We start from the raw sequence: 26,223 nt of genomic DNA on the forward strand, positions 1-26,223 counted from the left end.
CGACGTTGAAGGACTTCCATGACGACATGCGCCGCTTCAACAACCGCCACGCCTTCGCCACCATCACCTCACCCCGCCGATGACCCGTGCAAAAATCCGCCGTGGCAGGATGCCGTTTTAGAAAAAGACTCGGAGCGAGACGCTCCGGAGACGGTCTGCGGCGAGACGCCACAGCCACGCGACGCGGGAACTGGCGGACGAGATGGTGCGATTCCGGGCACTCCGCAAGCCAAGGTTCGGCCGGAAGCGCCGGCTCGGTTTGGATTTCCGACAAAAAAACGGCGGACCTTTTCGGGGGCCGCCGTTTTGGGGATGAGTGACAGGCAGGAATGCCTGTATCACTTATTGAAGCACTTTGAGCTTCTTGATGCCGAAGACCGCGTCATCGCCCAGCTCTTCCTCGATGCGGAGGAGCTGGTTGTATTTCGCGATCCGGTCGGAGCGGCTCATCGAGCCGGTTTTGATCTGGCCGCAGTTGGTCGCGACGGCGAGGTCGGCGATGGTGCTGTCCTCGGTCTCGCCGGAGCGGTGGCTGAGGATGGAGGTGTAGCTGTTTTCCTTGGCGAGCTCGACGGCGTCGAAGGTCTCGGTGAGGGTGCCGATCTGGTTCACCTTGACGAGGATCGAGTTGGCGACGCCGAGCTTGATGCCCTTGCTGAGGAAATCGACGTTGGTGACGAAAAGGTCGTCGCCGACGAGCTGGGTGGTCTTGCCGAGCTTGTCGGTGATGATTTTCCAACCGTCCCAGTCGTTCTCACCGCAACCGTCTTCGATGGAAATGATCGGATAGTTCTTCTGGAGGCCGGCGTAATAGGCGACGAGTTCCTCGGCGCTTTTCACCGACTTGTCAGACTTCTTGAAGACGTAGGCGTTTTGCTTGGCGTCGAAGAATTCGGAGGCGGCGACGTCGAGGGCGATGGCGATGTCGTCACCCAGCTTGTAGCCGGCCAGTTCGACGGCTTGCGCGATGACGCCCAGAGCATCCTCGGCACCGCCGAGTTTCGGGGCGAATCCGCCTTCGTCACCGACGGCGGTGGAGAGTCCGCGGTCGTGGAGGACTTTCTTGAGCGCGTGGAACACCTCGGCACCGTAGCGCAGGGCTTCGCGGAATGTCGGCGCGCCGACGGGCACGATCATGAATTCCTGGAAGTCGATCGGCGCGTCGGAGTGGGCGCCGCCGTTGATGATGTTCATCATCGGGACGGGAAGCACCTTGGCGTTAGGGCCGCCGAGGTATTTGTAAAGCGGCACGCCGAGCTGGGAGGCGGCGGCTTTGGCGACGGCCATGGAAACGCCGAGGATGGCGTTGGCGCCGAGATTCTTTTTGGTCGAGGTGCCGTCCAATGCGAGCATGGCGGCGTCGATCGACGCTTGTTCGGTGGCGCAGTAGCCAAGGAGTCCGGGGGCGAGGATCGCGTTGACGTTTTCAACGGCCTTGAGCACGCCTTTGCCGCCGTAGCGGGCCTTGTCGCCGTCGCGGAGTTCGACGGCTTCGTTTTCGCCGGTGGAGGCGCCGGAGGGAACCGAGGCGCGGCCGATCGCGCCACCTTCGAGGTGCACGTCAACTTCAACGGTCGGATTGCCACGGGAATCGATCACTTCGCGGCCACGGATTTCAACAATGGTGGTATAGTCCATAATTATGCTTTTGTATTGGATAGGGTGGGTTTTTGAAATTCAGGGATTGAACGGCTTGATCGAGCGAATGGTGAGTTCGCCCATCAGTTCGGTCAGTTCGTCACGGACTTGGACGGTGTCGCCCGGTTCGCGGCCGACGAGGACCTTGCCGACTTCGGATAGATAGGAAACGGTTTTGGTCTCCGGTTCGGAGTCCCAGGCACCGAGAACGGTCATGACGATTTCCACCCCGGCGACGTTGGTCAGGGTGACGACGGTGCCGATGTTGACCTTGCTGGCGTCGGAGCCTTTGAAATCGGTGCCGCGGGAATTGGCGATTTCCTTTTCCAGGGCGTTGCGACGGAGGCCCAGGTATTTTTCGAGGTCCTTGGCGGACTTGTATTCGAAGTTCTCACGAAGGTCGCCGTAGGAACGGGCGATTTTCACGTCGTTGAGATTCTGGGGAATCTTGTTGCGGATGATGTCGTCGAGCTCGGCTTTTTTCTTCTCCAGACTTTCCCATGAGACGAGGAGAACTTCTTCCGGGCGTTTCGCGTTCACTCCGTTGACGAGCTCGGCCGTTTCCGGGCGGGCCTTGATGATGCGGGCCATCAGTGATTTTTTCTCAAGGTCGCCGAAGACCGGGCAATCGAGCAGGCGGCGGCCGAAATTGCGCGCCTCGTTGACATCCATGATGCCGACGAGGTCGGTTAGCAGGGTCTTGTCATCGCCAAGCAGCGACTGCAGGCGCGAGGTTTTGCGCGGGCCGTCCGAGAGGTGGTCGTTTTCGAGGAGGTTGAGAACGGCGGCACCGACGTCCGCGCTGAAAATTTCCTGAGACGGTCCTTTGCGCTCGCGGCAAACCCAGATCAGCGCATCCGGCCCGAGCGCACGACGGGCGATGGCGGAGCGAAGGTGCGTGACGAGGGCCGGCATCGAGTCGCGCTCCTGTAAAATGCGGGCGATCTCGGTGACGCCGCGGGCGCCGACACGGTCGAAAACCTGCACGATCTTGCTGACCCAGTCTTCGGCGAAGGCGTTGGGAAACGCTTCATACACCGCGCGTTGGCGGCCGGATGGAAGCGTGCCGGCCTCTTCGGCCAGGCGGGTGGGATCGGCGGACAGCAAAAGATCCGAAAGGCGGACAGCGGTGGGATCGAGTTCGAGAGCCTTGGACGAGCCGATCACTTCGTCGCGCGCGGCGACGAGTTGCAGCGCTTGGCCGAGCTGGACGCGGGCGGCTTTTTTCGCACCTTCGTCGATGTCGTTGAGAAGACGTTTGAGGGACTCTGTGTCGTTTTCAAACGCGCCAATGTCTGCGGCGATGGCTTCCAAGGCGCGGATCATGCCCTTGATGTCGCGGGCGGCCTCGAAATCGGCGACGAGCGCTTCGGCCGGGCTGCGGTCGCCGACACGCAGAACGATCGGCTCGGTGCGTTTTTGCGGGACGGCGGCGAGACGGCTTTCGCGGAGGGCTTTCTTGGTGGCATCCCACCATTTTTTGAAGCCCGCCTCGGGGATGACCGCGCCGGAAAGTTCCTTTTCAAGGGCGTCGCCGGTCATGCTGCCGCCGTGGCTTTCGAGGAGGTGGACGATGAGGGCGAGCGGGTCGCTCTTCGAAAGGGAGCGAAGTTCCTCGAGCTGCTCGATTTTTTTCGCCCGGAAATCCTCGGGGCCGATCCACTCGGTTTTTTGGAAAGCGAACTGCAATTCCATCGTCTGGCCGGTGGACTTCTCGAAGTCGATGGTGACTTTCTTTCCGGGAAGATCCCAGTCGACCACCTTGCCGGCGCCAAAGGATTTGTGAATACAAAAGTTTCCGGGAGCCAATTGAGAAAGGCGCTCGCCGACCGGTTTGGGAATGCGACCGGCCTCGACCAGTTTCGCCACATCAGGATGCATGCCAAAGAAGATGGGAAGCCGACTTGCAAAACGCAAGGCATTCCCTTGATAAAACTGTCAGCCTCTCGATTTCACGGCTTTTGAGGCGGCGGCGGCACGACTCGCGGGCGGGCTTGACGCTGAGGCAGCATGCCGCCCGCGAGCGTCTGATCCAAGGTCCGGCAGAGGACTTGGATTTTGCGCCGCCAGTTCTCCGGCAGTTGGTCGAGTCCCTCGTCGTTGGACAAGTCGCCCTCGAAAATCACCGCCCCTTTCAAGCCGTCGATCTTCACCTTGAAGATCTCCCCGTCGCGGCGGACGACCGCACTGCCTTCGTCGTTTGAAAAACTGGCGCTTTTTTCGGCGACATTGACGACCCGCATCGGGCCGTCACAAGTGCCGGGAAGAACCGCGGATTCGACCATTTCCCCGGAGAACGGCTTGTTCAATACCGGTGCCTGGCCGAGTTTCAATTTCACTTCCATGGGCTTTCCGCCCCGGAATCCGGAAATCACGACCTCCGCGCCGGGATTTTCCAACCGCAGCAAGGTGGCGAGCTGCGCTTCATTCACCAGCATCTGGTCGCCGAATTTCCACAACAGATCCAACTCCAGAAGCCCCGCTGCTTGCGCCGGTCCGCCCGGGTCGATGGATTTCACGACGAATCCGACGCCCGGCGGGATCGAGGGCACATGGACCGTGATCGCCTCGTCCGGCTTGGTCACCCGCAATCCGAGCCACGCCTGAGGTGCGCGCGGCACCGGCGCTTCCGCGGTTTGCCCGCCGGACAGCAAGGTCTGGGCGAACAGGATGGCGGCGACGAGACTCGGTTTCATCTTATTAGAACGCGCTGATCGGCATCAGGAGAATCTCTTCGCGGGCCTCGGAAATACGCACCACCATTCCGGATTCCTCGTCACGCACGTTGTTTTCCTCAACCGCATTGAGGCGGAGGGCGCGCATGGCCGAGCCGTCCGGATTTTCCTGCCAACCTTCGTCGGTCATGGATTCGATCCGGTCGGACTCACTGATCAAAACCAGCCCCGAACTCGAAAGAACAGGCGATGCCACGGCGACTTGCGGCTCCCGGGAACCTCGAAACACCGGTGAAATCGCAAACATCGCCCCAACCGCAGCTGCGATGCCGCCGCCGATGACCGCGCGCACCAGCCACCGACCGGAAGAAATCCCGACGATGTTTTCAGCCTCCGGCCCCGCCAGCTCATCGATCATCGCGTCGATTTCAAACTGCGCGTCCTGGCTCAATGCCGGCGGCATCAAGCGGGCGAGGATCGTTTCGACGGGATCAGGCGCTTGCATGGCGGTCCTCCTTCACGCGGCGCAACTCGTGCGACAGTTGTTCCAAGGCGTAGCGATAGCGCGAAGCCGCCGTGTTGGGCGAAATCGCGAGCGTTTCCGAAATCTGCAAAAACGTCAGCCCGCCCCAAAATTTCATCACCACCACTTCGCGCAGTTTCTGGCTGAGATTCTGGACGGCTTCGCGTAAAATCACGGCTTCCTCGTCATCTTCGAGCACCGGGTCGAGCCAGACATCTTGGAAATCATTGAGATAAATCACCGATTCCTCCCGCTTCCGGCGGCGCGACTCGCTGCGGTGGTGGTTGAGCCCGCAGAAGCGGATGGTCGAAAAAACCAACGGCAGATCCGGCGGGCAGCCGCCTTTGTCGGCTTGGTGATGCCACATCCGGAGGATCGCCTCTTGGACGAGATCCTCGGCATCATGCCGGGAATTGCTCCAACCGCGGGCGAAAAGAAGCAGCCGCGGGCCGTTTTCGGCCAACCACTGTTTCCATGCGCTTGCGGGAGAATTCATCGTTCAGGAGAGGAAATGCCCCACGCGAGGGCTTTTGTCTGCAAAATCGATTTCAGTCGAGAAAGCGGATTTTGCCGGCGACCGGCGTGCGGCCGAGCGCCATCTCCGCGTGCTGCTCGTCGGTGCAGGACGAATTGATCGGCGAGTCCGGCGCGGCGTGGTCTTTTTCAAAATAGCCGTTCTCCAGCATCCATTTTTCGACTTCCTCGCCGGAAATATCGGGCAGCATGTGGCCGTCGATTTCCACGCAAGGCGAGAGCGACTGGCCGCTGCGCTGCTCCATTTCCCAACGGAAAGCCGGGTTTTTGATGATGTCCTTCTCTTCGTAGGGAAGGTCGTATTTCCGCATGATCGCGCGGATGCCTTCGCTCCAGCCGCAGAAGGTTTTGAGATAGGCGGTGATTTTCGGGGCGGATTTGGTTTCGGACATTTTCTTGGTTGGTTCGCGGCAGAATAGGGCGGCTGGGAGAAATCGCAAGCACCGGCTATTTACCGCTCATGCGGGCGGCATCGAGCAACCCGGCGAGTTCCGCCGCCGTGAGTCCGAGCTCGTCCAGTCGGCTCTCGCAAATCTCCCTGACCGTGCGACCGCTGGCGACCGACTCCTTGGCGATGGCGGCGGCGCGGTCGTAGCCGATCCGCGGGGCCAGCGCGGTGACCATCGAGAGCGAGAGCTCGATGAGTTCGTTGCAGCGCTTTTCGTCCGCTTGAATTCCGGCGACGCAGCGCTCGCCGAATGCGACGGCCGCATTTCCCAGCAGGCTGATCGACTCCAACAGACAGGCGGCGAGCAGGGGCATCGAGACGTTGAGTTCGAGAAATCCGCCGACGCCGCACCAGGCGAGGGTCGTCTGGTTTCCCGCGACGCGCGCGGCCACCATCGTGACCGATTCGGCCATCACCGGATTGACCTTGCCGGGCATGATCGACGAGCCGGGCTGGGTGGCGGGCAGCCGGATTTCCCCCAGCCCGCAACGCGGACCCGACGCTAGCAGGCGGACGTCGCAAGCGATCTTGTGCAGCGACACGGCGATGGTCGCGAGTTGTCCGTGCGCTTCGACGCATGCGTCCTTGGACGACTGCGCTTCGAAGTGGTTCTCCGCCTCGCGGAATGGAATCCCGGTCGCCTCGGCCAGCCGGGCGATCGCCTTGGCGGCGAAATCCGGATGCGTGTTGAGGCCGGTGCCGACCGCGGTGCCGCCTAACGGGAGTTCCGCCAGCGCGTCCACCGCCTTCCACGCGCGGGTGACCGCCAGCCGGGCCTGGCGAGCCCAGCCGCCGAATTCCTGCCCGAGCCTAACGGGCGTGGCGTCCATCAGGTGGGTCCTGCCGATTTTCAACACCGCGTGAAACGCCCGCGATTTGGCTTCCAGCGCCACGGCCAAACTCTCCAACGCGGGCACCAGGCGGTTGCGGATTTCCTGCGCCGCCGCCACGTGAATCGCGGTGGGAAAAGTATCGTTCGACGATTGGCCGAGATTGACGTGATCGTTCGGATGCACGGAAACCGCGAGTTGGGCGCAACGGCTCGCGATCACCTCGTTGACATTCATGTTGGTGGAGGTGCCGGAGCCGGTTTGATAGATGTCGACCGGAAACTGGGTGTCATGCAGTCCCGCGGCGATTTCTCCGGCCGCTTCGGCGATGGCTGCGGCGTGCGCGTGGTCGAGCAAGCCGAGCTCCGCGTTGGTCTCGGCGGCGGCTTTTTTAACCAGGCCGAAGGCGTGGATCAGGCGGGGCGGCAGGCCGGTGCAGGAGATCGGGAAATTCAGCACCGCGCGCTGGGTGGAGGCGCCGTAAAGCGCGTCGGCGGGCACTTCCATTTCGCCCATCGAGTCGTGAGCGGTCCGGCGGTCGTTTGATGGCGTGTTCATTTTTTCGGGAGCTTGAGATGACCGGCTTGTTTGAAAAAGAGAGCGAGATTTCCATCACACTGGTTGAGGAGGATTTCGAACACCGGCATTTGCTCGGCGTAGATTTTGAGCGAGACGATGTGGCCGTTGTTGATGTCCTCCGTGAGCCAGGATTCGAGTCCGTGCCCGCCCCAGCGACGGCGGAGTTCACGGAACTGATCGCGCAGCTTTGCCAGGATCGCCACTTTTTTCCGCCGCATCGCGGGCTCGGGTTGGCCGGAGGCATAGAGCTTTTCGAGGCTCCAGCGGGAGCGGTCGACTTCCCGATAGAACTCACGGCGGCGGACCAGCCGTTGTTCGTATTTCCTCAAATCCGCCAGACGTCCCTCATGGCGCAACCAGCGCTTCACACCCTCTTCGGCGACGGTGTTGGCGAGCGATTCATTGAAAACCGTGTCGCCCCGGCGGAAGACTTTGCGGTGGGTGAGCTCGTGGAAAATCGTCTCCGCCAGATCGATGTCCGGATAGTTCACAAAGGTGTTTAGCACCGGGTCGTGAAACCAACCGAGCGTGGAGTAAGCATCCACGCCACCGACAAAAACGTCGTGGCCGTCCGCCTTGAGTTCCCCGGAAAGCTCGACGGTGTCCTGCTCGTGGAAATAGCCGCGGTAGTCCATTTTCCCGATGGCTGGGTAGTGCCAGGTCTTGGCTTTCATTGAAAATTCGGGTGCGGCGTAAACCACCCAGACGACGTGTTGGCGGCCGAGATCGGCGTATTTGCCGTAGCTCGCATCGCCTGGCAGCGAGAGGTGGTCGCTGGCGAAGCGGCGGATTTTCTCCACCGTCGCCAGCTGGTCGCGCAAAGCGGGCGGGCTGGCGGGGTCGGCGCGGACTTGCTTGTTCGGCCGGCTTTTCCGCAAGATTTCCGCCTGTCCGCCGATGGCCTGGCCGTAAAAACTCAAAGTCTGGCAGGACGGCAGAAGCGCTAAAATCACGGCAAATACGGGTGATAACAGAGGGAGAAATCGTGGCATGGCGTTGCGATTAAGAATTTTTTTAACCGCGAATGGACGCGAATTCACGCGAATACGCCGCCTATTTTCCCTTCCCTCGCCGCTTGGAACTCCCTAAACCTCGCCGGACATGAGCCAAATCGTTCTCTTATTCTCCGGACAAGGCGCCCAAAAAGTGGGCATGGGCAAGGACTGGGTGGAAAACTCCGCCACAGCCCGCAGCATGGCCGTGCAGGCCGACAAAGCCCTTGGGTTTCCCCTCTCGGACATCATGTTCGACGGACCCGACGAGGAATTGACCAAAACCTCGCGCTGCCAACCCGCACTCTATCTGCATGGCCTGATGGCGCTCGCCTTGATCCGCGAGCGGCTGCCGAATCTCGTCCCTGTCGCCGCCGCGGGGCTTTCGCTCGGCGAATTCACCGCCCACGCCGCCGCCGGGACATTCTCGTTTGAAGACGGACTGCGCCTCGTCGCCCGCCGCGGCGAATTCATGGAAGCCGCCTGCCTGGCGACCGAAGGCGCGATGGCCGCGCTCATCGGCGGCGAGGAATCCCAGGTCCGCGCGCTCGCCGCCGCGGCCGATGTGGACGTCGCCAATCTCAACGCGCCCGGCCAGATCGTGCTTTCCGGCACCGCCTCCGGGATCGATGCCGCCATCGCCCAAGCCAAGGATTTCGGCATTCGCCGCGCCATCAAGCTCAACGTCGCCGGTGCCTATCACTCGCGCCTGATGCAGAGCGCGCAGGACCAACTCGCCGCCGAGCTGGCCACGGTTTCCTTCCAGTCCCCCGCCCTGCCGGTCGTTTGTAACTTCGGAGCCTGCCTCGTTTCCGACGCCGCCGAGATCCGCAGCATGCTGGAAAACCAGGTCACCGGCTCCGTCCGCTGGACGGAATCCATCCAGCTGCTCATCGCCCGCGGCCACCGCACCTTCCTCGAACTCGGCCCCGGCAAGGTGATCGCCGGACTCGTCTCGAAGATCGACAAGGAAGTCACCGTCCATTCCGTCGAGGATCTGGCCTCGCTGGAAGCCGCGGTCGAAGCGCTTTCCTGAGCATTCAAAGGGCTTCCGGAGAAAAATCAGAAAAGCTTAAAAAAGAGATTGCGCAGTCCGGGTCGGCAAAATAGCGTCCCGCACCCGAGCGGGACATGGAGCGGTAGCTCAGTTGGTTAGAGCGCCAGCCTGTCACGTTGGAGGTCGCGGGTTCGAGTCCCGTCCGCTCCGCCATCTCCCGTTCGGTAAAATCAACCCCGCCTGCAAAGGCGGGGTTTTTTGTTGCCCGCGATCCGCACTCCCGTTTCAAACAACTCGAAACTTGCCCGCTCCCCGCCCATTCGCTATCTGAAGACCGTGACCCAGCCCACGAAAGACCGCTCACATTGGCCTCAGGCCAAATTTAGTTGCTTCGAAAAGGCTCGCGCTTACCGCATCAACCAATGGCAAGAAGCGGGTTGTGCTGCCCGCCTGACCGCAGCTTGGGAACTTGTCACCGACTACTGGGTCGGAATGAAAGGAAAACATCCCGATGAACTCCGACTTCAAAGATCTGTTACGCATTTTCGCCGAACATCACGTTGAGTATCTCATCGTCGGGGCTTACGCCGTGATTCACTACACGCAACCGCGATACACCAAGGATATCGATCTGTGGATCAAGCCTTCCAAGGAAAACGCGGCCCGCGTGGCCCGGGCGTTTTATGAGTTCGGCCTACCGCTGGTAGAGGTCACTCAAGAGGATTTCGAACACGAGGGGCTGCAATACGTCGTCGGAGCATTACCCTGCCAAATTGATTTCCTCACTTCACTACCCGGCCTGCCGGATTTCAACGCGGCATGGGAAACTGTTGAAATCGCGACCGTTGAAGGAATCCCCATCCACTACCTCGGGAAAGCCGATCTCATCCATGCCAAGCAGACCGCCGGCCGCCCGCAAGACCTCGCCAAACTCCGCCGCGCCGGGGAGATTTGAAGCGCGATTCCGGAAAAAAACCTCCGACCTTGCCATTGCTTCGTTCCCGCCCTACATCCCTCCGCCATGCCTACTGTTGCCATCGTCGGACGCCCGAATGTCGGGAAGTCAGCTCTCTTCAACCGCCTTGCCGGGCGGAAGATCGCCATTGTCCACGATCAACCCGGCGTCACCCGCGACCGCATCGCCGCGCCGTCCAAGGCCACGCAGGTCGCTTGCACCCTCATCGACACCGGCGGCATCGGTGGCGGCATTGAAGACGGCTTCGACGAGCAAGTCGGCATCGAGGCGGACATCGCGATGCAAACCGCGGATTTGATCCTGTTCGTCGTCGATGCCCACGCCGGGCTCACCGCAGTCGATCAGGCGCTCGCGCAAAAACTCCGCAAGGCCAAGCCGCCCGTGCTGCTCGTCATCAACAAGGTGGACGATGACAAGCACGAGAATTCTCACTCGGATTTCACCCGCCTCGGCCTCGGCAACAGCGTCTTCGTCTCCGCCGAGCACGGCCGGAATTTCGGCCACCTCTGTGATGAAATCGACGCCGTCATCGCCCCGCTCGTTTCTGAAACCGAAGCCGAAGCCGAAGTCGCCGAAGCTGTCGGCATCAAGCTCGCCATCGTCGGCAAGCCCAACGCCGGCAAGTCCTCGCTGGTCAACGCGATCCTCCACGACGAACGCACCATCGTTTCCGAAATCGCCGGCACCACCCGCGACGCCGTCGACCTTCCCTACACCTTCGAGGGCGAGAATTTCACCCTCATCGACACCGCGGGCCTGCGCCCGCGGGCCAAGCGCGACAACTCGGTCGAGGTCTTCTCCGCCATGCGCACCGAGAAAGCCGTCCGCCGCGCCGACCTTTGCGTGCTCGTCATCGACCTCGCCGCCGGTATCACCTCGATGGACCGCAAGATCGCGCAGCTGATCATGGAGGAGAAAAAACCCTGCCTGATCGTGCTCAACAAGTTCGACCTCTTCCACCCCGGCGCCAACCGCACCGCACGCCTCGAGGAAGCCACCGAACATGTCCGCAAGGAACTCTTCTTCCTCCACTACGCGCCCTTCGTCGCCTGCTCGGCGAAAACCGGCGGCTCGGTGGATCACGTCCTCAAGGAAGCCCTCAAGATCAAAAAGGGCGCGCAAAACATTCCTGGCACCGGCCAGCTCAACCGCATCCTCCAGGGGGCCTTCGTCGCCACCCCGCCGCCCATCGACAAGAAACTCAACAAGCGCCTCAAGCTCTACTACGCCACGGCCGCGGTGGAGGAGAAATACAGCGTCATCCCGGTGCCGACCATCGTGCTCTTCGTCAACGACAAGCGGCTCATGGCCACCAGTTACGAGTCCTACATCGTCAACCGCTACCGCGCCGCCCACCCCGCACCCGGCATTCCCGTCGTTCTATCCGTGCGCTCGCGTTCCCGGAAAGAGTGGGAGCCGCGACAAAAACCGCAGGGACACTGATCCCCCGTCAGTCGATGATCTTCCGCATCGGGATCATGCCGGAATACTCGAAGCCCTGCTTCTTGAAAAACTCCTGCGACTCCGCGCTGATCCGGTCCGTTAGCAGGGTGATGCGCTTGAAGTGCTTCTTCCTGGCGAAGTCCACCACGTAGTCCACCAGCATCGTGCCGTAGCCCTGGCCGCGGTGGTCGGGATGGATCACCACGTCCTCCATCAGGATGACAAAGCCGCCGCAGGCCGTGGAAATGGTGAACAACAAATTCACCATGCCGAATATCTGATGCTGGTTGCGCACCACGAAGATCCGGCCCCGGTTCGGCTGTTCGAGGATCAACTGCAAGCCGCGCTCCTGCACCGCGCGGTCCGGCGAAAAGTCGCCAGACAAGTCAAAAAGGTTCATCACCAACTCGGTCAGCGCCGGCAAATCCTCGATCGTGGCCGGCTCCACGCGGGGGCGATCATCATCTAAACTCGGGGATGCCGTGTCCGTCATTGTTTTCACGATCATGAGTTTGGCATGGATTTGGAATCGGAAAACGAAATTCTCCGGACACCTCAAATTTCGCCTTCCAGCGGCCGGGATTCCAATAAATCCGGTCGGTTCGCCCGAGTCCGCTCCAAGGCCCGCTCCTCCTTCCACGCCGAGATTTTCCCGTGATGCCCTGAGACCAGCACCTCCGGCACCGCCATCCCGCGGAACTCGATCGGCCGCGTGTAAGCCGGAGCTTCCAGCAGATTGGGGTCGGAAAACGACTCGTCCACCGGCGAACGCTCGTCTCCGAGAGCCCCCGGCAGCAAGCGGATCACCGCGTCGCACAGCACCGCCGCCGCCAGCGCGCCGTTGGTCAGAATGTAGTCGCCGATGGAAATCTCCTCATCCACCAGCGCCTCGATCACCCGCTGGTCCACGCCCTCGTAATGCCCGCAAAGGATCAACAAATGCTCCGCCGCCGCCAACTCCCGCGCCACCGCCTGCTTGAACGGCTTGCCTTGTGGCGTCATCAGAATCACCCGCGTCGCCGGACCGCGCAGCGCTTCCACCGCCCCGAACAAAGGCTCGGGTTTGAGCAACATCCCCTGCCCGCCGCCGCACGGCGAGTCATCCACCCGCCGGTGCTTGTCCTCCGACCAATCCCGCAGCTGGTGGCCGATCACCTCCACCAGACCCGCCGCCCGCGCCCGCTGGATGATCGAATCACTCAGCGGAGCCAGCGCCACCTCGGGAAATAACGTCACGATATCAATCCGCATGGCGCGATCCTAGCGGACACCGCGCCCCGGCTCAACCCTCATGCCACGTGAAATGAAAACGCGTCAACTGAGCGCCGCCTTCAGAAATTCATCCACCGCTTCCACAAGCCGCGGATAACTCGACTCGTCGAATGAATGCCCTGCCCCGCTGATTTCCAGCCACTGCTTGTCACAAGTCGCAACCGCGAAAGCGTCGAGCCCGTCCTGCACCGGCACGAGATCGTCCGCGGCGCCGTGGATCAACAACCACGGCTGGGTCACAGCCTCCGCCGCATCAAGGGTGTTGTCGATCGCCTTCAGGTCATCGACGAAAGTCCGGGACAGCGGGAAATCCTCATCCTCCCACATGAAGCCCGCGTCCGGCGTGGCCCCGGAAAACTCGCGCTCCACGAATGCCGCGGTGCGGGTCATTCCTGCCAGTGAAACCAAGGCGCGGATCCGCAGATCCCGCGCCGCCGTGAGCACTCCGACCGCGCCCCCCATGCTGTGGCCCGCGTAGGCGACGTTCACGTCGTTAGGGACCATGTCCAGCACGGCTTGCAGGTCGCCGATCTCCTTGGAAATACTGCAATCCTCGAAGCGCCCTTCCGACCCACCGTTCCCTGAAAACGAAATCCGCAGACAAGGCCAGCCCAGCGCGGCGAGACCTTCCGCCAGCGCCACAAGCTGCGGCCGGTCCTTGTTCCCCGTCACTCCGTGGCCTATTATCACCAATGCATCCGCCCGTGTGCCCGGATGGAATGTGTAGTCGATGCTCTCTCCCGACCGGTTGCGAATTTCTGTTCCTGTCATCATATTGATAAAATCGTTAGTGTCCCGCGCGGTCCGGAAAAGTGAGTTCCGCGATCCCCGACTTGTCTAGCTCTCCCAGACCGAGGTCGATCATTTTCCGGTATTGCACCTCGGTCGCCCGGGACAGCGGAACAATCACCCCTGCGGCATCAGCCATGGCGTTCGCAATGCCGCTGTCCTTCGCTGCATGGGCCGCGGAAAAGTAGCATTCGTGCTCGCGCGTGATCATGTCGTCGCCATCCGTTTCCAGCACCCGCGAGTTCGCGCCGGTCTGCGAGAAAACCTCCTTGAGCAAATGCAAATCCAGCCCCAGCGAGGCCCCCAGCCCGAGGCCCTCAGCAAGTCCGGCGGTGTTGATGTTCATGACCATGTTCACCAGCGCCTTGATCTTCGCTGCGTTTCCCACCGGGCCGACGTGACGCAGCGAGCTTGAAATATCCTTCAGCAGCGGCTCCATCGCCCCGAAAACCGCGGCGTCCCCGCCGATCATCAGATAGAGCGTGCCCTGCCGGGCCTGGGTGATGCTCGATGCCATGCTCGCCGCCAAGGTCGAGGCCCCGACCGCCGCCGCCGCGGCTTCCGCCGCTTCATGGACTGCCGGACTCACCGTGGCGCAGTGGATGAAAACCTTGCCCGCGGCACCCTTGAGCAAGGACTCGTCGCCCTCCAGAATTTCGCGCATCGCCGCGTCGTCGGTCACGACCGTGAAAATCACATCTGCTGCCGCGGTGACCTCCGGCAGCGTCTTGGCCGCCAGACAACCGAGCTCAACGGCAAGCGATGCCGCGGTCGCCTCATGATGATCGTAAACCGCGGCGACCGGGTATCCCAGATCCGCGAGACGCCTGGCCATGTTAGCACCCATTCTTCCAACTCCGACAAATCCAATGGTTGATTTTTGCATCGCGCGCACCTTGGAGGCGTCCTGCTAAAAGCGCAACTTCAAGTTTCCCCGCGACCTGCGCCTCCACACCAGATCAACCGAAGTCCTCGACTCCATTTCAAAGAGAGTGGCTTACTTCAAGAACACTTCCCGCGCCTTGGCTCCCTCGCCGGGGCCGACGATGCCGCGTTGCTCCAGAATGTCCACCATCCGCGCGGCGCGGGTGTAGCCGAGGCGGAGGCGGCGCTGCAGCAGCGAGGTGCTGGCCTTCTGTTCCTGGCGCACCACTTCGATGCATTTCATGATGAGTTCCTCGTCGGCTTGGGAGACGTCGTCGTCTTCATCGTCGTCGCCTTCGCCATTGATAGAGGCTTGGATTTCTTTTTCAAACTGCGGCTTTGCCTGGGCGGCGCAGTGGTCGATGAGGCGCTCGATCTCGGCATCGGTGACGAAGGCTCCTTGGGCGCGCTCGAGTTTGGCGGAGCCGGGTGGCAGATAGAGCATGTCGCCCTTGCCGACGAGTTTGTCCGCGCCCTTGGTGTCGAGGATGACGCGGGAGTCGAGGGCGGAGGAAACCTGGAAGGCGATGCGCGACGGGATGTTCGCCTTGATGATGCCGGTGACCACGTCCGCCCGCGGCGTCTGGGTGGCGATGATGAGGTGGATGCCGGCGGCACGGGCCTTCTGGGCGATCCGAGCGATGCACATTTCGACATCCGCCGGAGCGGTCTGCATGAGGTCGGCAAGCTCGTCGATCAGGACGACGATGTAGGGAAACTTGGTGGGAATCTGCTCTTCGTAAACTTCCTCGTCCTCGTCATCCGCTTCGGGGCCGAGGTCGCCGTCGCTGAGAGCCGAAGCCAGCGAGTTCATCTCCTCGTCCGGCTCGTCTTCCATCATCGACCACGGTGGCGCCTGGTGGCTGCTAGGGACTGCCGGATCGAGCAATTCACTCGGATCGAACGGAACCTCCGGCTCCGGACCATCATCCATCAGCTCTTCGCCGGCCACTTCCGGCTCCGGCGCGGGGGCTGGCTTTTCCTTCTCCGGGATGGGACGGGAATTGAAGCTGTCGAAATTCCGCACGCCGACTTTGGCGAAGATCTTGTAACGTTTTTCCATCTCGTTGACCACCCACTTGAGGGCGGCCACGGTCTTTTTCGGATCGGTGACGACCGGCACCACGAGGTGCGGCAGCCTGTTATACATCTGCATTTCCACCACCTTGGGGTCCACCATGATGAAGCGCAGCTCGTCCGGGCTGAACTTGAAGAGCATGGACGCGATGATCGAGTTGATGCAGACGGATTTCCCTGAACCCGTCGCTCCCGCCACGAGGCAGTGCGGCATGGCAGCGAGGTCGGCGATGACCGTGTTCCCATAGACATCCTTGCCCAGGGCTAGCGGGATCTTTTTCTTGGAAGAGTTGAAGTCCGTGGAGTAGAGCAGCTCATGGAGCGGCACGGCGACCTTCTTGCTGTTAGCGATCTCGATGCCGACGGTGTCCTTGCCGGGAATCGGTGCGAGGATGTTGATCCGCTCGGCGCAGGTGGCGCGGGCGATGTCCGCTTCCAGCTGCGAGATGCGGGAAACGCGCAGGCCGGTGGACGGATAGATCTCGTAGCGGGTGATGGTCGGGCCGCGGGTGATGGGACCGGCCGTCACTTCGATGCCGAAGGCCTTGAGCGTATCAATGATGATCTGGCGGGTCTCTTCCTTGTGGTCATCATCCGCATCCGAGTCTTCCACCTCGGGCAGCGGATCGAGCAGGTCGAACTCCGGGATCCGGTAGTTAGGGAACCGCCCCTCCTGGAGCCCCTGGTGCTCCGGGGAGGGCTTGCGGCTGAAGGGGTTTTTCCCGATGAGCTCGGGGTCGATGGCGCGGCGCTGGGAGGCATCGATGATCTCAGGCGTGGGAATTTCGCGCAGCGGCAGCAGCGCCTGCGGATCTTCAGCGGCGGCTTTGGCCGAGGTGGCGGATTTGGTGAGCTCGCGGTCCTTGCGGCGTTGTTCGCGCTGGCGCTCGCGCTCGGCGAGCATTTCCGCCTCGCGGGCGGCGACTTTCCCGGTCGCGCTGCGGCTTGCCTGCCAATCATGAAATTTCAGGCGGGCCAGGCGGTAGCAGGCCTTGACGAAACGAACCGGCTGCTGGCCGGTCAGCATGATCAGAGCTAACAGATAGGCACCGCTGGTGAGGATGAGCGTGCCCGTCCTGCCGATGACATTGGTCAGGACGAATCCGCCGAGGCCGTCGCCGATGACGCCGCCGGGACCACTGAGATTGCAGGTTTGCGCCCATTCCTTGAAGAAGAAATCCGCGGCATCCAGCCAGGCGGCCCCCGCCAGCAGGAGGATGCCGAATCCCATCACCGCCCGCGGCCAGATCCGGGCGTCGAAGGCCAGCTTGATGATTCCGAACCAGATGAATCCCACGGACAGCAAATAACCGGCCGCGCCGAATAACAGGATTTGCACGAAACCGAGGATGCCTCCGACCGGGCCGATCAGGTTTTCCCCCGCGACCCCGGACTTGCCGGCCATCGCCTCCAAGGGTCCCCATTTCGGCAGATCCGCCGGGCTGTATTTCACCAACGACAAGAGCAGCAGCAGTCCCGCGGTGATCCAGATGATCCCGGTGATCTCGTTCGACCACCGCGTCGGCTCGGGGACTTCGCCCCGCTTCTTGTTGTCCTTGGCTGCCATGAGGTTCGCTGCGGCGACAGCATTCCCCGACTCGCGGCCGGGGGCAAGATTGTTTTCATAGCCGGAAAATAAGGCTTTCCGAATGAATCCGGGCTTGGACCGCGCGCCGGGCCGGGCGAATCTTCCGCCGTGCGCTTGCTCACGCTGAAAATCCAAGAACCCCTGCCCGGCCTCGTCCTGCCGGAAATGGCGGTCGAGCACGGCCCGGAAGAAGCCGCCCGCCGCTATCGCGCCATCGTGGTGACCACCCTGCGGCAGCTCCGCGGGCTTTCCGACGCGCGGCTGCGGCTGGCCGTCGAGCCGGTTGACGCCGACGAGGCCGTAAGATTCTGGCTACTTCCGCGCCTGGCCAACCGCTGGCAGGCGGAGGATGCGGTTTTCCGCAGCGAGGGCTGGGAAATCGATTTCGGCGGGAAATCCGATGAATTTCCGATCCGGGCGACGGGTGAGATCCTCTGCCCGCAGCTCGGCGCCCGCTGGGTCCATGCCGCGCTGCTCGGACTCGGCCGGACGACTCACCGCGTCGTCGGCCCGGCGGCGGGTGGCGGCGAATATTTCACGGCGCATGCCCCTGAAAACTCCCCGGAGCTTCCGCCGCGGATTCTGCCGGAGCTCCCGGTCATTCAAACCCACGACCACTGGCACCAGGCGCTCAACAGCGCGCTCGGTCCGGCTTTGAAACGCGCTTGGGAAGAGGAAGCATAGGGAACGGACGTTTCCGCCCGCTCCCTAATGATCTCCCCTCTCACAATCCGGCCGGATAGGTTTCGGGAGCCTCGTCCCTCGCCCACTCCGCGCTCCGCTCTAGCGGCTCGACCGCGCGTGTGATGTCGAAGTGCAGCACGGCGTCAAACTGACCGGCGAGGTCGGCCTTGAAATAGTGGCTCTGGCGCTCGGTTTCCGGCAGATAGACCACCCCGATTGCCCGTTCGAGGCGGGGTTCCTTCAAGGCCGCGACCGCCGGATTGTCCTGGGTGAGGTCGAGCCAGAAATTGGGAATCCCCACCTGATGGAAGAGCTGCTCGTAGCTGCCGTCCATTCCCGGGCGCACCTGCTTCCGCTCGGCCGGCAGGTGCCAGCCGGAGGCCGCGGTCACGGTGCCGGTGTAGGTCGTGAACCCGATCAGCTTGCTCTGATACGGAAACGCCTGGCGCACCAGCTGGCCGATGTTCAATTCCCCCCGCCGGGCCATGTCGGTGGCGCGGGCGTCGCCCAAGTGCGAGTTGTGGGCCCACACGACCACCTTCGAGTTGCCGTGGTGGGACTGAAGATGGGCGACGAGTTCCACCAGCGTCTCCATCATGTGCTCGTCGCGCTGGTTCCATGACGAGACGTTCGAGCGGAACATTTTCCGGTAGTATTGCTCGGCGTTTTTCACCAGACGGGCGTTCTGCTCGGCGAAGAAGAACTCGTCCGCCGCGGCCTGGCCGTTGAGCGACATGTATTCAACTTCCTTGGCGCGCAGGTCGGTGAGTTGCTGGATCACCTCGGCACGGCAACTGTCGCCCACGCCCGACCCGACCATCAAACCGTAGTTCTGCGGATCCTTGCCGTAACGGTCGATGCAGCCGTAGAGAGCCCGCGCCTTGGCCGCCTCCTCCGGGTCCCGGCGCTCCAGATAGGCGATGACCTCGTTCATGGACTTGTGGAGACTATACAAATCCAAGCCGTAGAATCCGACCTGATGGTCCAGCGAATACACGTGCTCGTTGTGGTCGCGCAGCCAGCCGATGAAATCGAGCACGTCGGCATTGCGCCACATCCACGCCGGGAAACGCTCGAAGCCGCCGAGGGCGTCCACGCTGTCCACATCGCCGGTCTCGCCGCGGACGTAGCGGTTAATCCGGTAGGCGTCGGGCCAGTCGGCCTCCACGGCCACCGCGTTGAATCCCTTTTCAACGATCAGCCGCTTGGTGATCTCCGCGCGCTCGCGGTAAAACTCATGGGTCCCGTGGGACGCCTCGCCTAGCAGGACCACGCTCGCCCCGCCGATCATTTCGAGAAGCCCGTCGTAATTCTCGGCCTCCCCGGTCAACGGCTTGGCGTGCTCGCGGATGTGGTGGAGCACGCTCTTGCCGGTGAGAACCTCCGCCACCTCCGCCACCTCCGCCACCTTCGCCACGGGAACGCCGGGCGGCGGGGCTGTTTCCGCTAGCAGGAAACGGACCTCCTCGTCGGAGGTCTGGGAGAAATCATCATACCACTGGCCGACGGCGACGAACGGCTCGGGCTCGATCAAGGCTACCACCTCGTCGGCCTCCTCGCCCAGCCGCTCGACCGTGGAGGGCGGAGCGACGGGGACCGCGACGATGATCCGCCTCGCCTTCTGATAGCGCAGCAGTTCCACCGCCGCCGACATGGTCGAGCCGGTGGCGATCCCGTCATCCACGACGATCACCGTGCGCCCGGCGACCTCCGGGGCCGGGCGGGAGTCGCGGTACAGCTTCTCCCTGCGGGCGAGCTCCCCGGTTTCCCGTTTGACCACCGCGTCCACTTGCTTCGGAGTGAGCTGCAGCATCGCGATCAAATCATCGCTCAGCACCTGCACGCCGCCGCTGGCAATGGCGCCCATCGCCACCTCCTCGTGGCCCGGGACGCCGAGTTTCCTAACGATCAGGACGTCCATGGGCTTGTTGAGCGCCTTGGCGACCTCGGCGGCGACGGGCACTCCGCCGCGCGGCAAGGCGAGAATCAGCAGGTTCTCCTCACCGGCGAATTTCGAAAGCGAATCCGCCAGTTGACGACCGGCATCCGCGCGGTCGGTGAAAGTACGTAATGTGGTAGCATTCATGGTCTTCGTTCTTCTATTGGTTAATTGGAGTCAAATGGTTCTCAAACCATGCGGCGGCGAGCTCGGCCACTTTTTCCAAAGCGTCCGGCTCTGCGAAGAGATGGGTGGCGCCGCTGACCAGGATGATTTCCTTCTCGCCCTTCAAGCGCTCCAGCGACTCCTGGTTCCACTCGACGACCGGGTGGTCCAACTCGCCGACGATCAACAAGGTGGGCGCCTTCACCCGGTCCAAAGCGTCTCCCGCGAGATCAGCACGTCCGCCACGGGAAACGACCGCCTGGACCTCCGGAATCTTCGAAGCCGCGACCAGAGCCGCCGCCGCGCCGGTGCTCGCGCCGAAATAACCGATGCCGAGATCCTTGACGTTTTCATCCTGCTGCGCCCAGCGGGTGGCGGCGATCAGCCTCTCCGTCAGAAACGGAATGTTGAAACGCAGCTCGCCGGTGCGGGCTTCCGCCACGGCTTCTTCCGGCGTCAGCAGGTCGAACAACAAAGTCGCGAGCTGCCTGCGGTGCATCTCCCCGGCGACGAGCCGGTTCCGCGGACTCAAGCGGCTGCTGCCGCTGCCGTGCGCGAAGACGACCAGGCCGGTGGCTCCGGCCGGAATTGACACATCACCGTGAAGCACCGCTCCGGGACAAGGGATGCGGACTTCGTGTTCACTGAGGGTTGATAGGTAGGCGTTCATGGTAATCGATGGTTGATACGACCCATATTCCCGGAACGAAAAATCCAGGAAGCGAGCTGTAAAACTTACCATGACTCCGCGTTTCGAGCAACAACTCAAAAACCCGTTTTCAAGAATTTCTCCCTCGCCGCGACCTATAGCCAATTCTTGCGAATGATCCACATTTTCACCGCTTGGGTGAGGATCACATAGCACAGCAGCGTTGCGAGCAGGATTGGCCAATACAGCGGCGGCAAGGCCGTGAAACCCAGCGCCGGCGCAAGCGGCGAGTGCGGCAGCCAGACGGCGATGGACATGACCGCGAGCGTCGTCAGCGTCAGCGGCCAGCTCGCGCGGCTCTGGATGAAGGGGATTTTGCGGGTGCGGATCACGTGCACGACCAGCGTCTGGGTGATCAGCGACTCGACGAACCAGCCGGTTTGAAACAGCGACGCGCGGGCGGGATTCCAACAGTCGAACACGTAAAGCATCACGAGGAAAGTCGTGTAATCGAAGATCGAACTGATCGGCCCGATGAAGAGCACGAATTTCCTGATCTCGCCGATGTGCCACGGCCGCGGCATCGCCGTCTGCTCCGGTCCGACGCTGTCGGTGGGGATCGGCACTTGTGAGAAATCATAGAGCAGGTTGTTCGTCAGCACTTGGATGGGCGCCATCGGCACGAAGGGCAGGAACGCGCTCGCGCCGATGACGCTGAACATGTTGCCGAAGTTAGAACTCGCCCCCATGCGGACGTAGTTGAGGATGTTCACGAACACCTTGCGGCCTTCGATCACGCCGTCATCGAGCACCATCAGGTCCTTTTCCAGCAGGATGACGCCGGCCGCCGCCTTGGCGATATCAACGGCGGAATCCACGGAAATCCCCACGTCGGCGACGTGCAAGGCGGGCGCGTCGTTGATGCCGTCGCCCATGAAGCCGACGACGTGGCCCTTGTGCTGGAGCGCGCGGATGATCCGCTGCTTGTCCGCAGGTGATAGACGGGCGAAGACATGGGTCCGCACGGCGGCCTCCGCGAGTTCGTCATCGCTCATCGTCTCCACCTTGCCGCCGAGCAGGATGTCCGCGGCGTCGAGGCCTACCTGCTGGCAGACCTTGCTGGTCACCAGGTCGTTGTCACCGGTCAGGACCTTGACGGTGACGCCGTGCTTGCCGAGCGCTTTGATCGCCTTGGCCGCGCTGTCCTTCGGCGGATCGAGGAAGGCGACGTAGCCCTTGAGGATCAGGTCGCATTCATCCTCCTTTGAAATGAACTCATCCACTGCTAGATGCTTGTGGGCCACGGCGAGCACCCGGAATCCGTCCGCGCTCAACTGCTGATATTGCTCCATCAGCCCGCCAACGAGCTGCGGCTCCATTGGTGAAACCTTTCCATCCAGCTCGAAGAAACCGCAGCGCGGAAAGATCGCCTCGGGCGCGCCCTTGGTCAGAAGCTGGTGCTCCTTGTCCGGCGTTTCCACCACCACCGACATCATCCGGCGGACGAAATCGAAAGGGATTTCGTCCACCTTGCTGAAGCCCCTGATGATTTCCTCACTCGCATCGCGGTGGTTCAGCACCGCACGGTCGAGCACGTTCTTCAGGCCGGTCTGAAAATGCGCGATCAGATAGGCGTCGCGGAATACTTCGGCGTTCTCCTTTTGCATCACGTCGCAATGCTTTTGCAGGATCACCTGGTCCATCGTCAGCGTGCCGGTCTTGTCGGTGCACAGCACGTCCATCGCGCCGAAGTTCTGGATCGCGTTGAGCTGCTTCACGATGACCTTCTTCCGCGCCATCGCCAGCGCGCCCTTCGACAGGCAGACCGAGACGATCATCGGCAGCATTTCCGGCGTCAGTCCGACGGCGATCGCGATAGAGAAGAAGAACGCCTCGTGCCAGTTGTGCTTGGTGAAGCCGTTGATGAGAAAAACCAGCGGCACCATCACCACCATGAAGCGGATCATCAACCAGGTGAATTGCTTGACGCCCTTGTCGAAACTCGTCGGCTCCGGCTCCTCGGTCATGCTCCGCGCCATGCTGCCGAAGTAGGTCTGCGGGCCCGTCGCCAGAATAACAGCCGTGGCCGCGCCGCTTTCCACGCTGGTCCCGAGGAAACAGATGTTCACCATTTCCAACGGCGAGACCCCCTCCCGCACCTCACGCGCATGCAGCTTCTCCACCGGCATCGATTCACCGGTCAGCGTGCCCTGTGAGATGAACAAATCATTCGCGGAAACCAGACGCACATCCGCCGGGATCATGTCCCCGGCCGAGAGCTCCACCACGTCGCCCGGCACCAGTTGCCTGAGCGGGATTTCCTCCTCCCTGCCCTCGCGCACCACCGCCGCGGTCACCTTGATCATCGCCTTGAGCTTCTCCGCCGCCGCGTCCGCGCGGGTCTCCTGCACCAGACGCAGCAACATGCCGAGCACCACCATCAGGGTCATCACGCTGCCGGCGCGGGCGTCCCCCGTCGCGAAGGAAATCGCCGCCAGCACCCCGAGCAGGACGACCAGCGGATTCCGCGCCGCGGTGAGCAGGCGCCACGGCCAGCCGCGCCGGTCGTTAGCCGCCACCACGTTCGGCCCGGTCTCCGCCCACCGCCTAGCAGCCTCATCCTCGCTCAAGCCCTCCGGAGCCGTCCTCATCCGGGCATAGACCTCGCCCGCTTCCAACCGCGCGACCTCCGCCAAGACCGGCGAAAAGTGGATGGAATGGTCCGCATGCCTCGTCAGCGAAATCGTCCGGCTCAACCTTGGCAGATGATTCATGACCGCGGGAAACTCCCCGCCGAACCGTCATCTATCGCTCATCCCTCCCCTTCCCGTCAAGAACTCAGAAAACTCATCGCGCTCGGAGAATTGCTCGATCAGATGCTCGAAACCTTCCTCCAAAGGACCGGGATCGAACTCCCAAAACTAAATTTCACAACTCTTGCGAAAACCGCGCGATCGTTGTTCCATACGGCCCTTTCAAGTTTCTGCCATGAATCTCAAGCCCGTCCGCATCACCTTTCTCGCCGCCCTGGCTCTCACCGCCTGCGCACCCAACGGCCTGCCTCCCGAGGAGGGCTTGCACCGCTCCGCCACCGCCCATTTACGCGAGGCGCGCAAGCAGACCCTCTCCGCCGAACAACGCGCCGCGCTCTATCTGGACTCCGCGAGGGAGGCGTCCGGATTACTCGACTCCCGCGACTCCGGCGAGTCCGCCCGGGTGATTTATAACAAGGCCGCCGCCGACCTCACCGTGCTGTTGCGCTCCGCCCAGAACGGCAGCCTGTGGAACCGCCTGCTCACGCTGAACTCCGGCGGCACCAGCTACCGGGTGCGCTTCGCCAAGGGAACCCGCGACGGCGTCTGGGGTGCGGATCACTTCACCTCCTTCACCCAGGCCGCCGACGTGGATCTCAAAACCATCGACCGCCGCAACCGCGTGGACGGCATCGGCGGCGCGCTGGTCGGCGTGCGCAAGACCAGCCCGCTGGAACCGTTCTCACCCATGGTAGGCGTCACCGCGCCGGTCACCGCCGTGCTCGATTTCAAAGGCAATGACGTGACGCTTTCCCTGATCGACCCCACGGAAAAAACCAAGTCCCGCGTTGCCGGCCGGGATCGCACGCTGGATGCGGATTTCTCCGCCGCCCTCGCCTACTACCCACAGCAGTCCGAGTTGTGGACGGGCCTGATGGGCGCCCTCCGCGTCTCCCAACAAATGGGAACCACCGGGCTCTACATGCTGCAACCCTACGATCCGGACCGCATCCCGCTCATCTTCGTCCACGGCCTGATTTCCACAGCCCGCATGTGGCGCAACGTGATCAACGAACTCGAAACCGATCCTGTTCTGCGAGAGCGCTACCAATGCTGGGTCTTCTCCTACCCCACCGGAAATCCCCCGCTCTACTCGGCACTCCGGCTCCGCGAGGAACTGGCGAAAGTCCAACAGCACTACCCGGATTCCAAGGACATGGTCCTCGTCGGCCACAGCATGGGCGGCATCCTCGCGCGCACCCAGGTCACCACCGTCGATCGCGCCGCATGGGACGTCATTGGCAAGGACAAGGCCGCCCACTTCTTCGCCAACGTCAAACCCGGCAGCCTCGTCGAACGCTGCATCCTCTTCAAAGCGAACCCGCACGTGGACCGCGCCATCTTCATCTGCACGCCCCACCGCGGCAGCGAAATGGCCATCGGCACGATCGGTGAGCTCGCCATCAAGCTGATTTCACTCCCGGTCGACATCGTCTCCACCACCGCCGGGACGCTTGGTAGCTCGGTGGCCATCATCACCGGCGATCCTAACCGCATGCCCAACAGCATCGACGGCTTGTCCCCGCGCAACCCCACCCTCAAGGTACTCGACAGCCGCCCGATCGAAGTCCCGCACCACTCGATCATCGGCGACCGCGGCAAGGGCGACACGCCTGACAGTTCCGACGGCGTGGTGAAATACTGGAGTTCCCGACTCAAGGGCGCGAAGTCCGAAAAGATCGTCCCCGGCCCGCACGGCGCGTGCGAACTGCCAGAAACCCTCGACGAACTCCGCCGCCTGCTTCAATTGCATTTGAAATCCAATCCAAACTAACAAAAAACAACAATACGACACCATGAAAACCATCCGCACCATCGCCATCGCTTCCAGCCTCGCCGCGCTCTCCGCCTGCTCCCCCATGGGCGAGAGGTCCGCTCGCAACCCCACCGGCGCACAGTTTCTCGACCAAGTCTATGTGGCCCCCGAATACCGCGGCAAGACCGCCTCGCAGCAGTTCTCCAAAGTGTATTTCGCGCCGGTGGCTATCGGCAACCTCAGCCGGCAGGGCTGGTGGACGTCGCAAAGCGCGGTCACGCAAAGCAAGCTTGAAAGCGACGCCCGCAAGCTCGCCGCGCACTTCCGGCGCTCGCTGGCCAACGCCGCGCGCAACGACGCCGGCCGCCGGCTCACCGTGGTCAACCAACCCGGACCCGACACCATGATCATCGAGACGGCCATCACCGAACTGATCCCCGCCAAGGCCTATTGGAACGCCGCCGCCACCACCGCCGGCTTCGTAATTCCCGGAGCCGGGCTGCTCAGCGCCGCCGGCAGCGGCACCATCTCCATCGAGGGCCGCGTGCGCGACGGCGGCAATGGCAAACTCGTTGCCAGCTTCCGCGACCGCATGAAGGACAAGATGGCCGTGGTCAACGTTGACTCCTACACATGGTTTGGCGGCTCCGAGGCGAACCTCGATGAAACAGCCCTCAACATCGCCCGCGTGATCAACGCCAAACCCGGAGTCATCGTCAGCCAGCCCTCGGCCATCACCCTGATCACCTATTAACTGCCCAGGTCGTGAGAAGCATCCTGCCAGCGGCGGATCACGGTGGCCGCAGTTTGATCCGGCACGACCGGGCCGTATTCCTTCTCGAACCCCGCGCGGCGCAGCGTTTCGCGGACGCCGCTGTGGGCTTCCGCCAGACGGAAGCCCATCCCCCGCCCGACCACCGCCTCACGGATTT

Annotated in this window: 23 protein-coding genes and 1 tRNA gene; 7 read left to right on the plus strand and 17 right to left on the minus strand. The window is 62.4% G+C overall.

Annotated features, from left to right (window positions below):
* Positions 1–342: 342 nt before the first annotated feature.
* The 8 genes from eno to AC4DF4_RS09225 all read right to left on the minus strand — a co-directional run bounded on the left by eno (position 343) and on the right by AC4DF4_RS09225 (position 8,219).
* Complete coding sequence (gene eno, locus AC4DF4_RS09190) at positions 343–1,638, minus strand: phosphopyruvate hydratase (protein ID WP_490047826.1); 1,296 nt, start codon at positions 1,636–1,638, stop codon at positions 343–345.
* A gap of 39 nt (positions 1,639–1,677) precedes the next feature.
* Positions 1,678–3,519: a GreA/GreB family elongation factor gene (locus AC4DF4_RS09195; RefSeq protein WP_490047827.1), complete on the minus strand. Its 1,842-nt coding sequence runs from the start codon at positions 3,517–3,519 to the stop codon at positions 1,678–1,680.
* Between the two features lie 71 nt (positions 3,520–3,590).
* On the minus strand, positions 3,591–4,334 hold the full coding sequence (locus AC4DF4_RS09200; protein WP_490047828.1) for a PDZ domain-containing protein: 744 nt from the start codon (positions 4,332–4,334) through the stop codon (positions 3,591–3,593).
* 4 nt (positions 4,335–4,338) lie between these two features.
* On the minus strand, positions 4,339–4,818 hold the full coding sequence (locus tag AC4DF4_RS09205) for a hypothetical protein (RefSeq protein ID WP_490047829.1): 480 nt from the start codon (positions 4,816–4,818) through the stop codon (positions 4,339–4,341).
* Entirely contained in the window at positions 4,805–5,332 is a 528-nt protein-coding gene (locus AC4DF4_RS09210; RefSeq protein WP_490047830.1) for an RNA polymerase sigma factor, read from the minus strand. The genes AC4DF4_RS09205 and AC4DF4_RS09210 overlap by 14 nt, the downstream gene beginning before the upstream one ends.
* A gap of 52 nt (positions 5,333–5,384) precedes the next feature.
* A complete protein-coding gene (locus AC4DF4_RS09215; RefSeq protein ID WP_490047831.1) occupies positions 5,385–5,762 on the minus strand; it encodes a glutaredoxin family protein in 378 nt (125 codons plus the stop codon).
* 55 nt (positions 5,763–5,817) lie between these two features.
* A complete protein-coding gene (locus AC4DF4_RS09220) occupies positions 5,818–7,206 on the minus strand; it encodes a class II fumarate hydratase (RefSeq protein WP_490047832.1) in 1,389 nt (462 codons plus the stop codon).
* Positions 7,203–8,219, minus strand: a complete 1,017-nt coding sequence (locus AC4DF4_RS09225) for an aminopeptidase (protein WP_490047833.1) — start codon at positions 8,217–8,219, stop codon at positions 7,203–7,205. The genes AC4DF4_RS09220 and AC4DF4_RS09225 overlap by 4 nt, the downstream gene beginning before the upstream one ends.
* Positions 8,220–8,328: 109 nt before the next feature.
* Between AC4DF4_RS09225 and fabD the strand changes: the two genes are divergently transcribed.
* The 4 genes from fabD to der all read left to right on the plus strand — a co-directional run bounded on the left by fabD (position 8,329) and on the right by der (position 11,635).
* Positions 8,329–9,255, plus strand: coding sequence for an ACP S-malonyltransferase (gene fabD, locus AC4DF4_RS09230; RefSeq protein ID WP_490047834.1), 927 nt, complete (start codon positions 8,329–8,331; stop codon positions 9,253–9,255).
* 97 nt (positions 9,256–9,352) lie between these two features.
* Positions 9,353–9,429 (plus strand) — tRNA-Asp (locus AC4DF4_RS09235).
* A 298-nt stretch (positions 9,430–9,727) separates the two neighbouring features.
* Positions 9,728–10,171: a hypothetical protein gene (locus AC4DF4_RS09240; protein ID WP_490047835.1), complete on the plus strand. Its 444-nt coding sequence runs from the start codon at positions 9,728–9,730 to the stop codon at positions 10,169–10,171.
* Positions 10,172–10,237: 66 nt separating this feature from the next.
* Positions 10,238–11,635, plus strand: coding sequence for a ribosome biogenesis GTPase Der (der, locus tag AC4DF4_RS09245; RefSeq protein WP_490047836.1), 1,398 nt, complete (start codon positions 10,238–10,240; stop codon positions 11,633–11,635).
* Positions 11,636–11,642: 7 nt separating this feature from the next.
* On the opposite strand, the gene AC4DF4_RS09250 is transcribed toward der, so the two are convergent.
* The 5 genes from AC4DF4_RS09250 to AC4DF4_RS09270 all read right to left on the minus strand — a co-directional run bounded on the left by AC4DF4_RS09250 (position 11,643) and on the right by AC4DF4_RS09270 (position 17,264).
* Positions 11,643–12,083 carry a GNAT family N-acetyltransferase gene (locus AC4DF4_RS09250; protein ID WP_490047837.1) on the minus strand — a complete coding sequence of 147 codons (441 nt, stop codon included), beginning with the start codon at positions 12,081–12,083 and terminating at the stop codon, positions 11,643–11,645.
* Positions 12,084–12,190: 107 nt separating this feature from the next.
* Positions 12,191–12,886, minus strand: coding sequence for a tRNA (guanosine(37)-N1)-methyltransferase TrmD (gene trmD, locus AC4DF4_RS09255; RefSeq protein ID WP_490047838.1), 696 nt, complete (start codon positions 12,884–12,886; stop codon positions 12,191–12,193).
* Between the two features lie 63 nt (positions 12,887–12,949).
* Positions 12,950–13,681, minus strand: a complete 732-nt coding sequence (locus AC4DF4_RS09260; protein ID WP_490047839.1) for an alpha/beta hydrolase — start codon at positions 13,679–13,681, stop codon at positions 12,950–12,952.
* A gap of 13 nt (positions 13,682–13,694) precedes the next feature.
* Positions 13,695–14,582 (minus strand): NAD(P)-dependent oxidoreductase, encoded by an 888-nt coding sequence (locus tag AC4DF4_RS09265; RefSeq protein ID WP_490047840.1) that lies wholly within the window; start codon positions 14,580–14,582, stop codon positions 13,695–13,697.
* Between the two features lie 111 nt (positions 14,583–14,693).
* On the minus strand, positions 14,694–17,264 hold the full coding sequence (locus AC4DF4_RS09270; RefSeq protein WP_490047841.1) for an FtsK/SpoIIIE family DNA translocase: 2,571 nt from the start codon (positions 17,262–17,264) through the stop codon (positions 14,694–14,696).
* A 129-nt stretch (positions 17,265–17,393) separates the two neighbouring features.
* Here AC4DF4_RS09270 and AC4DF4_RS09275 point away from each other — a divergent pair, with 129 nt between their 5' ends.
* Positions 17,394–17,969, plus strand: coding sequence for a hypothetical protein (locus AC4DF4_RS09275; RefSeq protein ID WP_490047842.1), 576 nt, complete (start codon positions 17,394–17,396; stop codon positions 17,967–17,969).
* A 40-nt stretch (positions 17,970–18,009) separates the two neighbouring features.
* On the opposite strand, the gene AC4DF4_RS09280 is transcribed toward AC4DF4_RS09275, so the two are convergent.
* From AC4DF4_RS09280 to mgtA, 3 genes are all read right to left on the minus strand, one after another.
* Positions 18,010–20,055, minus strand: coding sequence for an erythromycin esterase family protein (locus AC4DF4_RS09280; protein WP_490047843.1), 2,046 nt, complete (start codon positions 20,053–20,055; stop codon positions 18,010–18,012).
* Positions 20,056–20,068: 13 nt separating this feature from the next.
* Entirely contained in the window at positions 20,069–20,743 is a 675-nt protein-coding gene (locus tag AC4DF4_RS09285; RefSeq protein WP_490047844.1) for a dienelactone hydrolase family protein, read from the minus strand.
* A 134-nt stretch (positions 20,744–20,877) separates the two neighbouring features.
* Positions 20,878–23,496 (minus strand): magnesium-translocating P-type ATPase, encoded by a 2,619-nt coding sequence (gene mgtA, locus AC4DF4_RS09290; RefSeq protein WP_490047845.1) that lies wholly within the window; start codon positions 23,494–23,496, stop codon positions 20,878–20,880.
* Positions 23,497–23,710: 214 nt separating this feature from the next.
* On the opposite strand from mgtA, the gene AC4DF4_RS09295 reads away from it, so the two are divergent.
* Complete coding sequence (locus AC4DF4_RS09295; RefSeq protein WP_490047846.1) at positions 23,711–25,309, plus strand: esterase/lipase family protein; 1,599 nt, start codon at positions 23,711–23,713, stop codon at positions 25,307–25,309.
* Positions 25,310–25,331: 22 nt separating this feature from the next.
* A complete protein-coding gene (locus AC4DF4_RS09300) occupies positions 25,332–26,045 on the plus strand; it encodes a DUF3313 family protein (RefSeq protein WP_490047847.1) in 714 nt (237 codons plus the stop codon).
* Here the strand turns inward: AC4DF4_RS09300 and AC4DF4_RS09305 are convergent.
* On the minus strand, positions 26,042–26,223 hold a 182-nt coding region (locus AC4DF4_RS09305; protein WP_490047848.1), incomplete at its 5' end, for a hypothetical protein. The two genes, AC4DF4_RS09300 and AC4DF4_RS09305, sit on opposite strands and share 4 nt — an antisense overlap.

Source organism: Luteolibacter sp. (genome assembly GCF_058122085.1).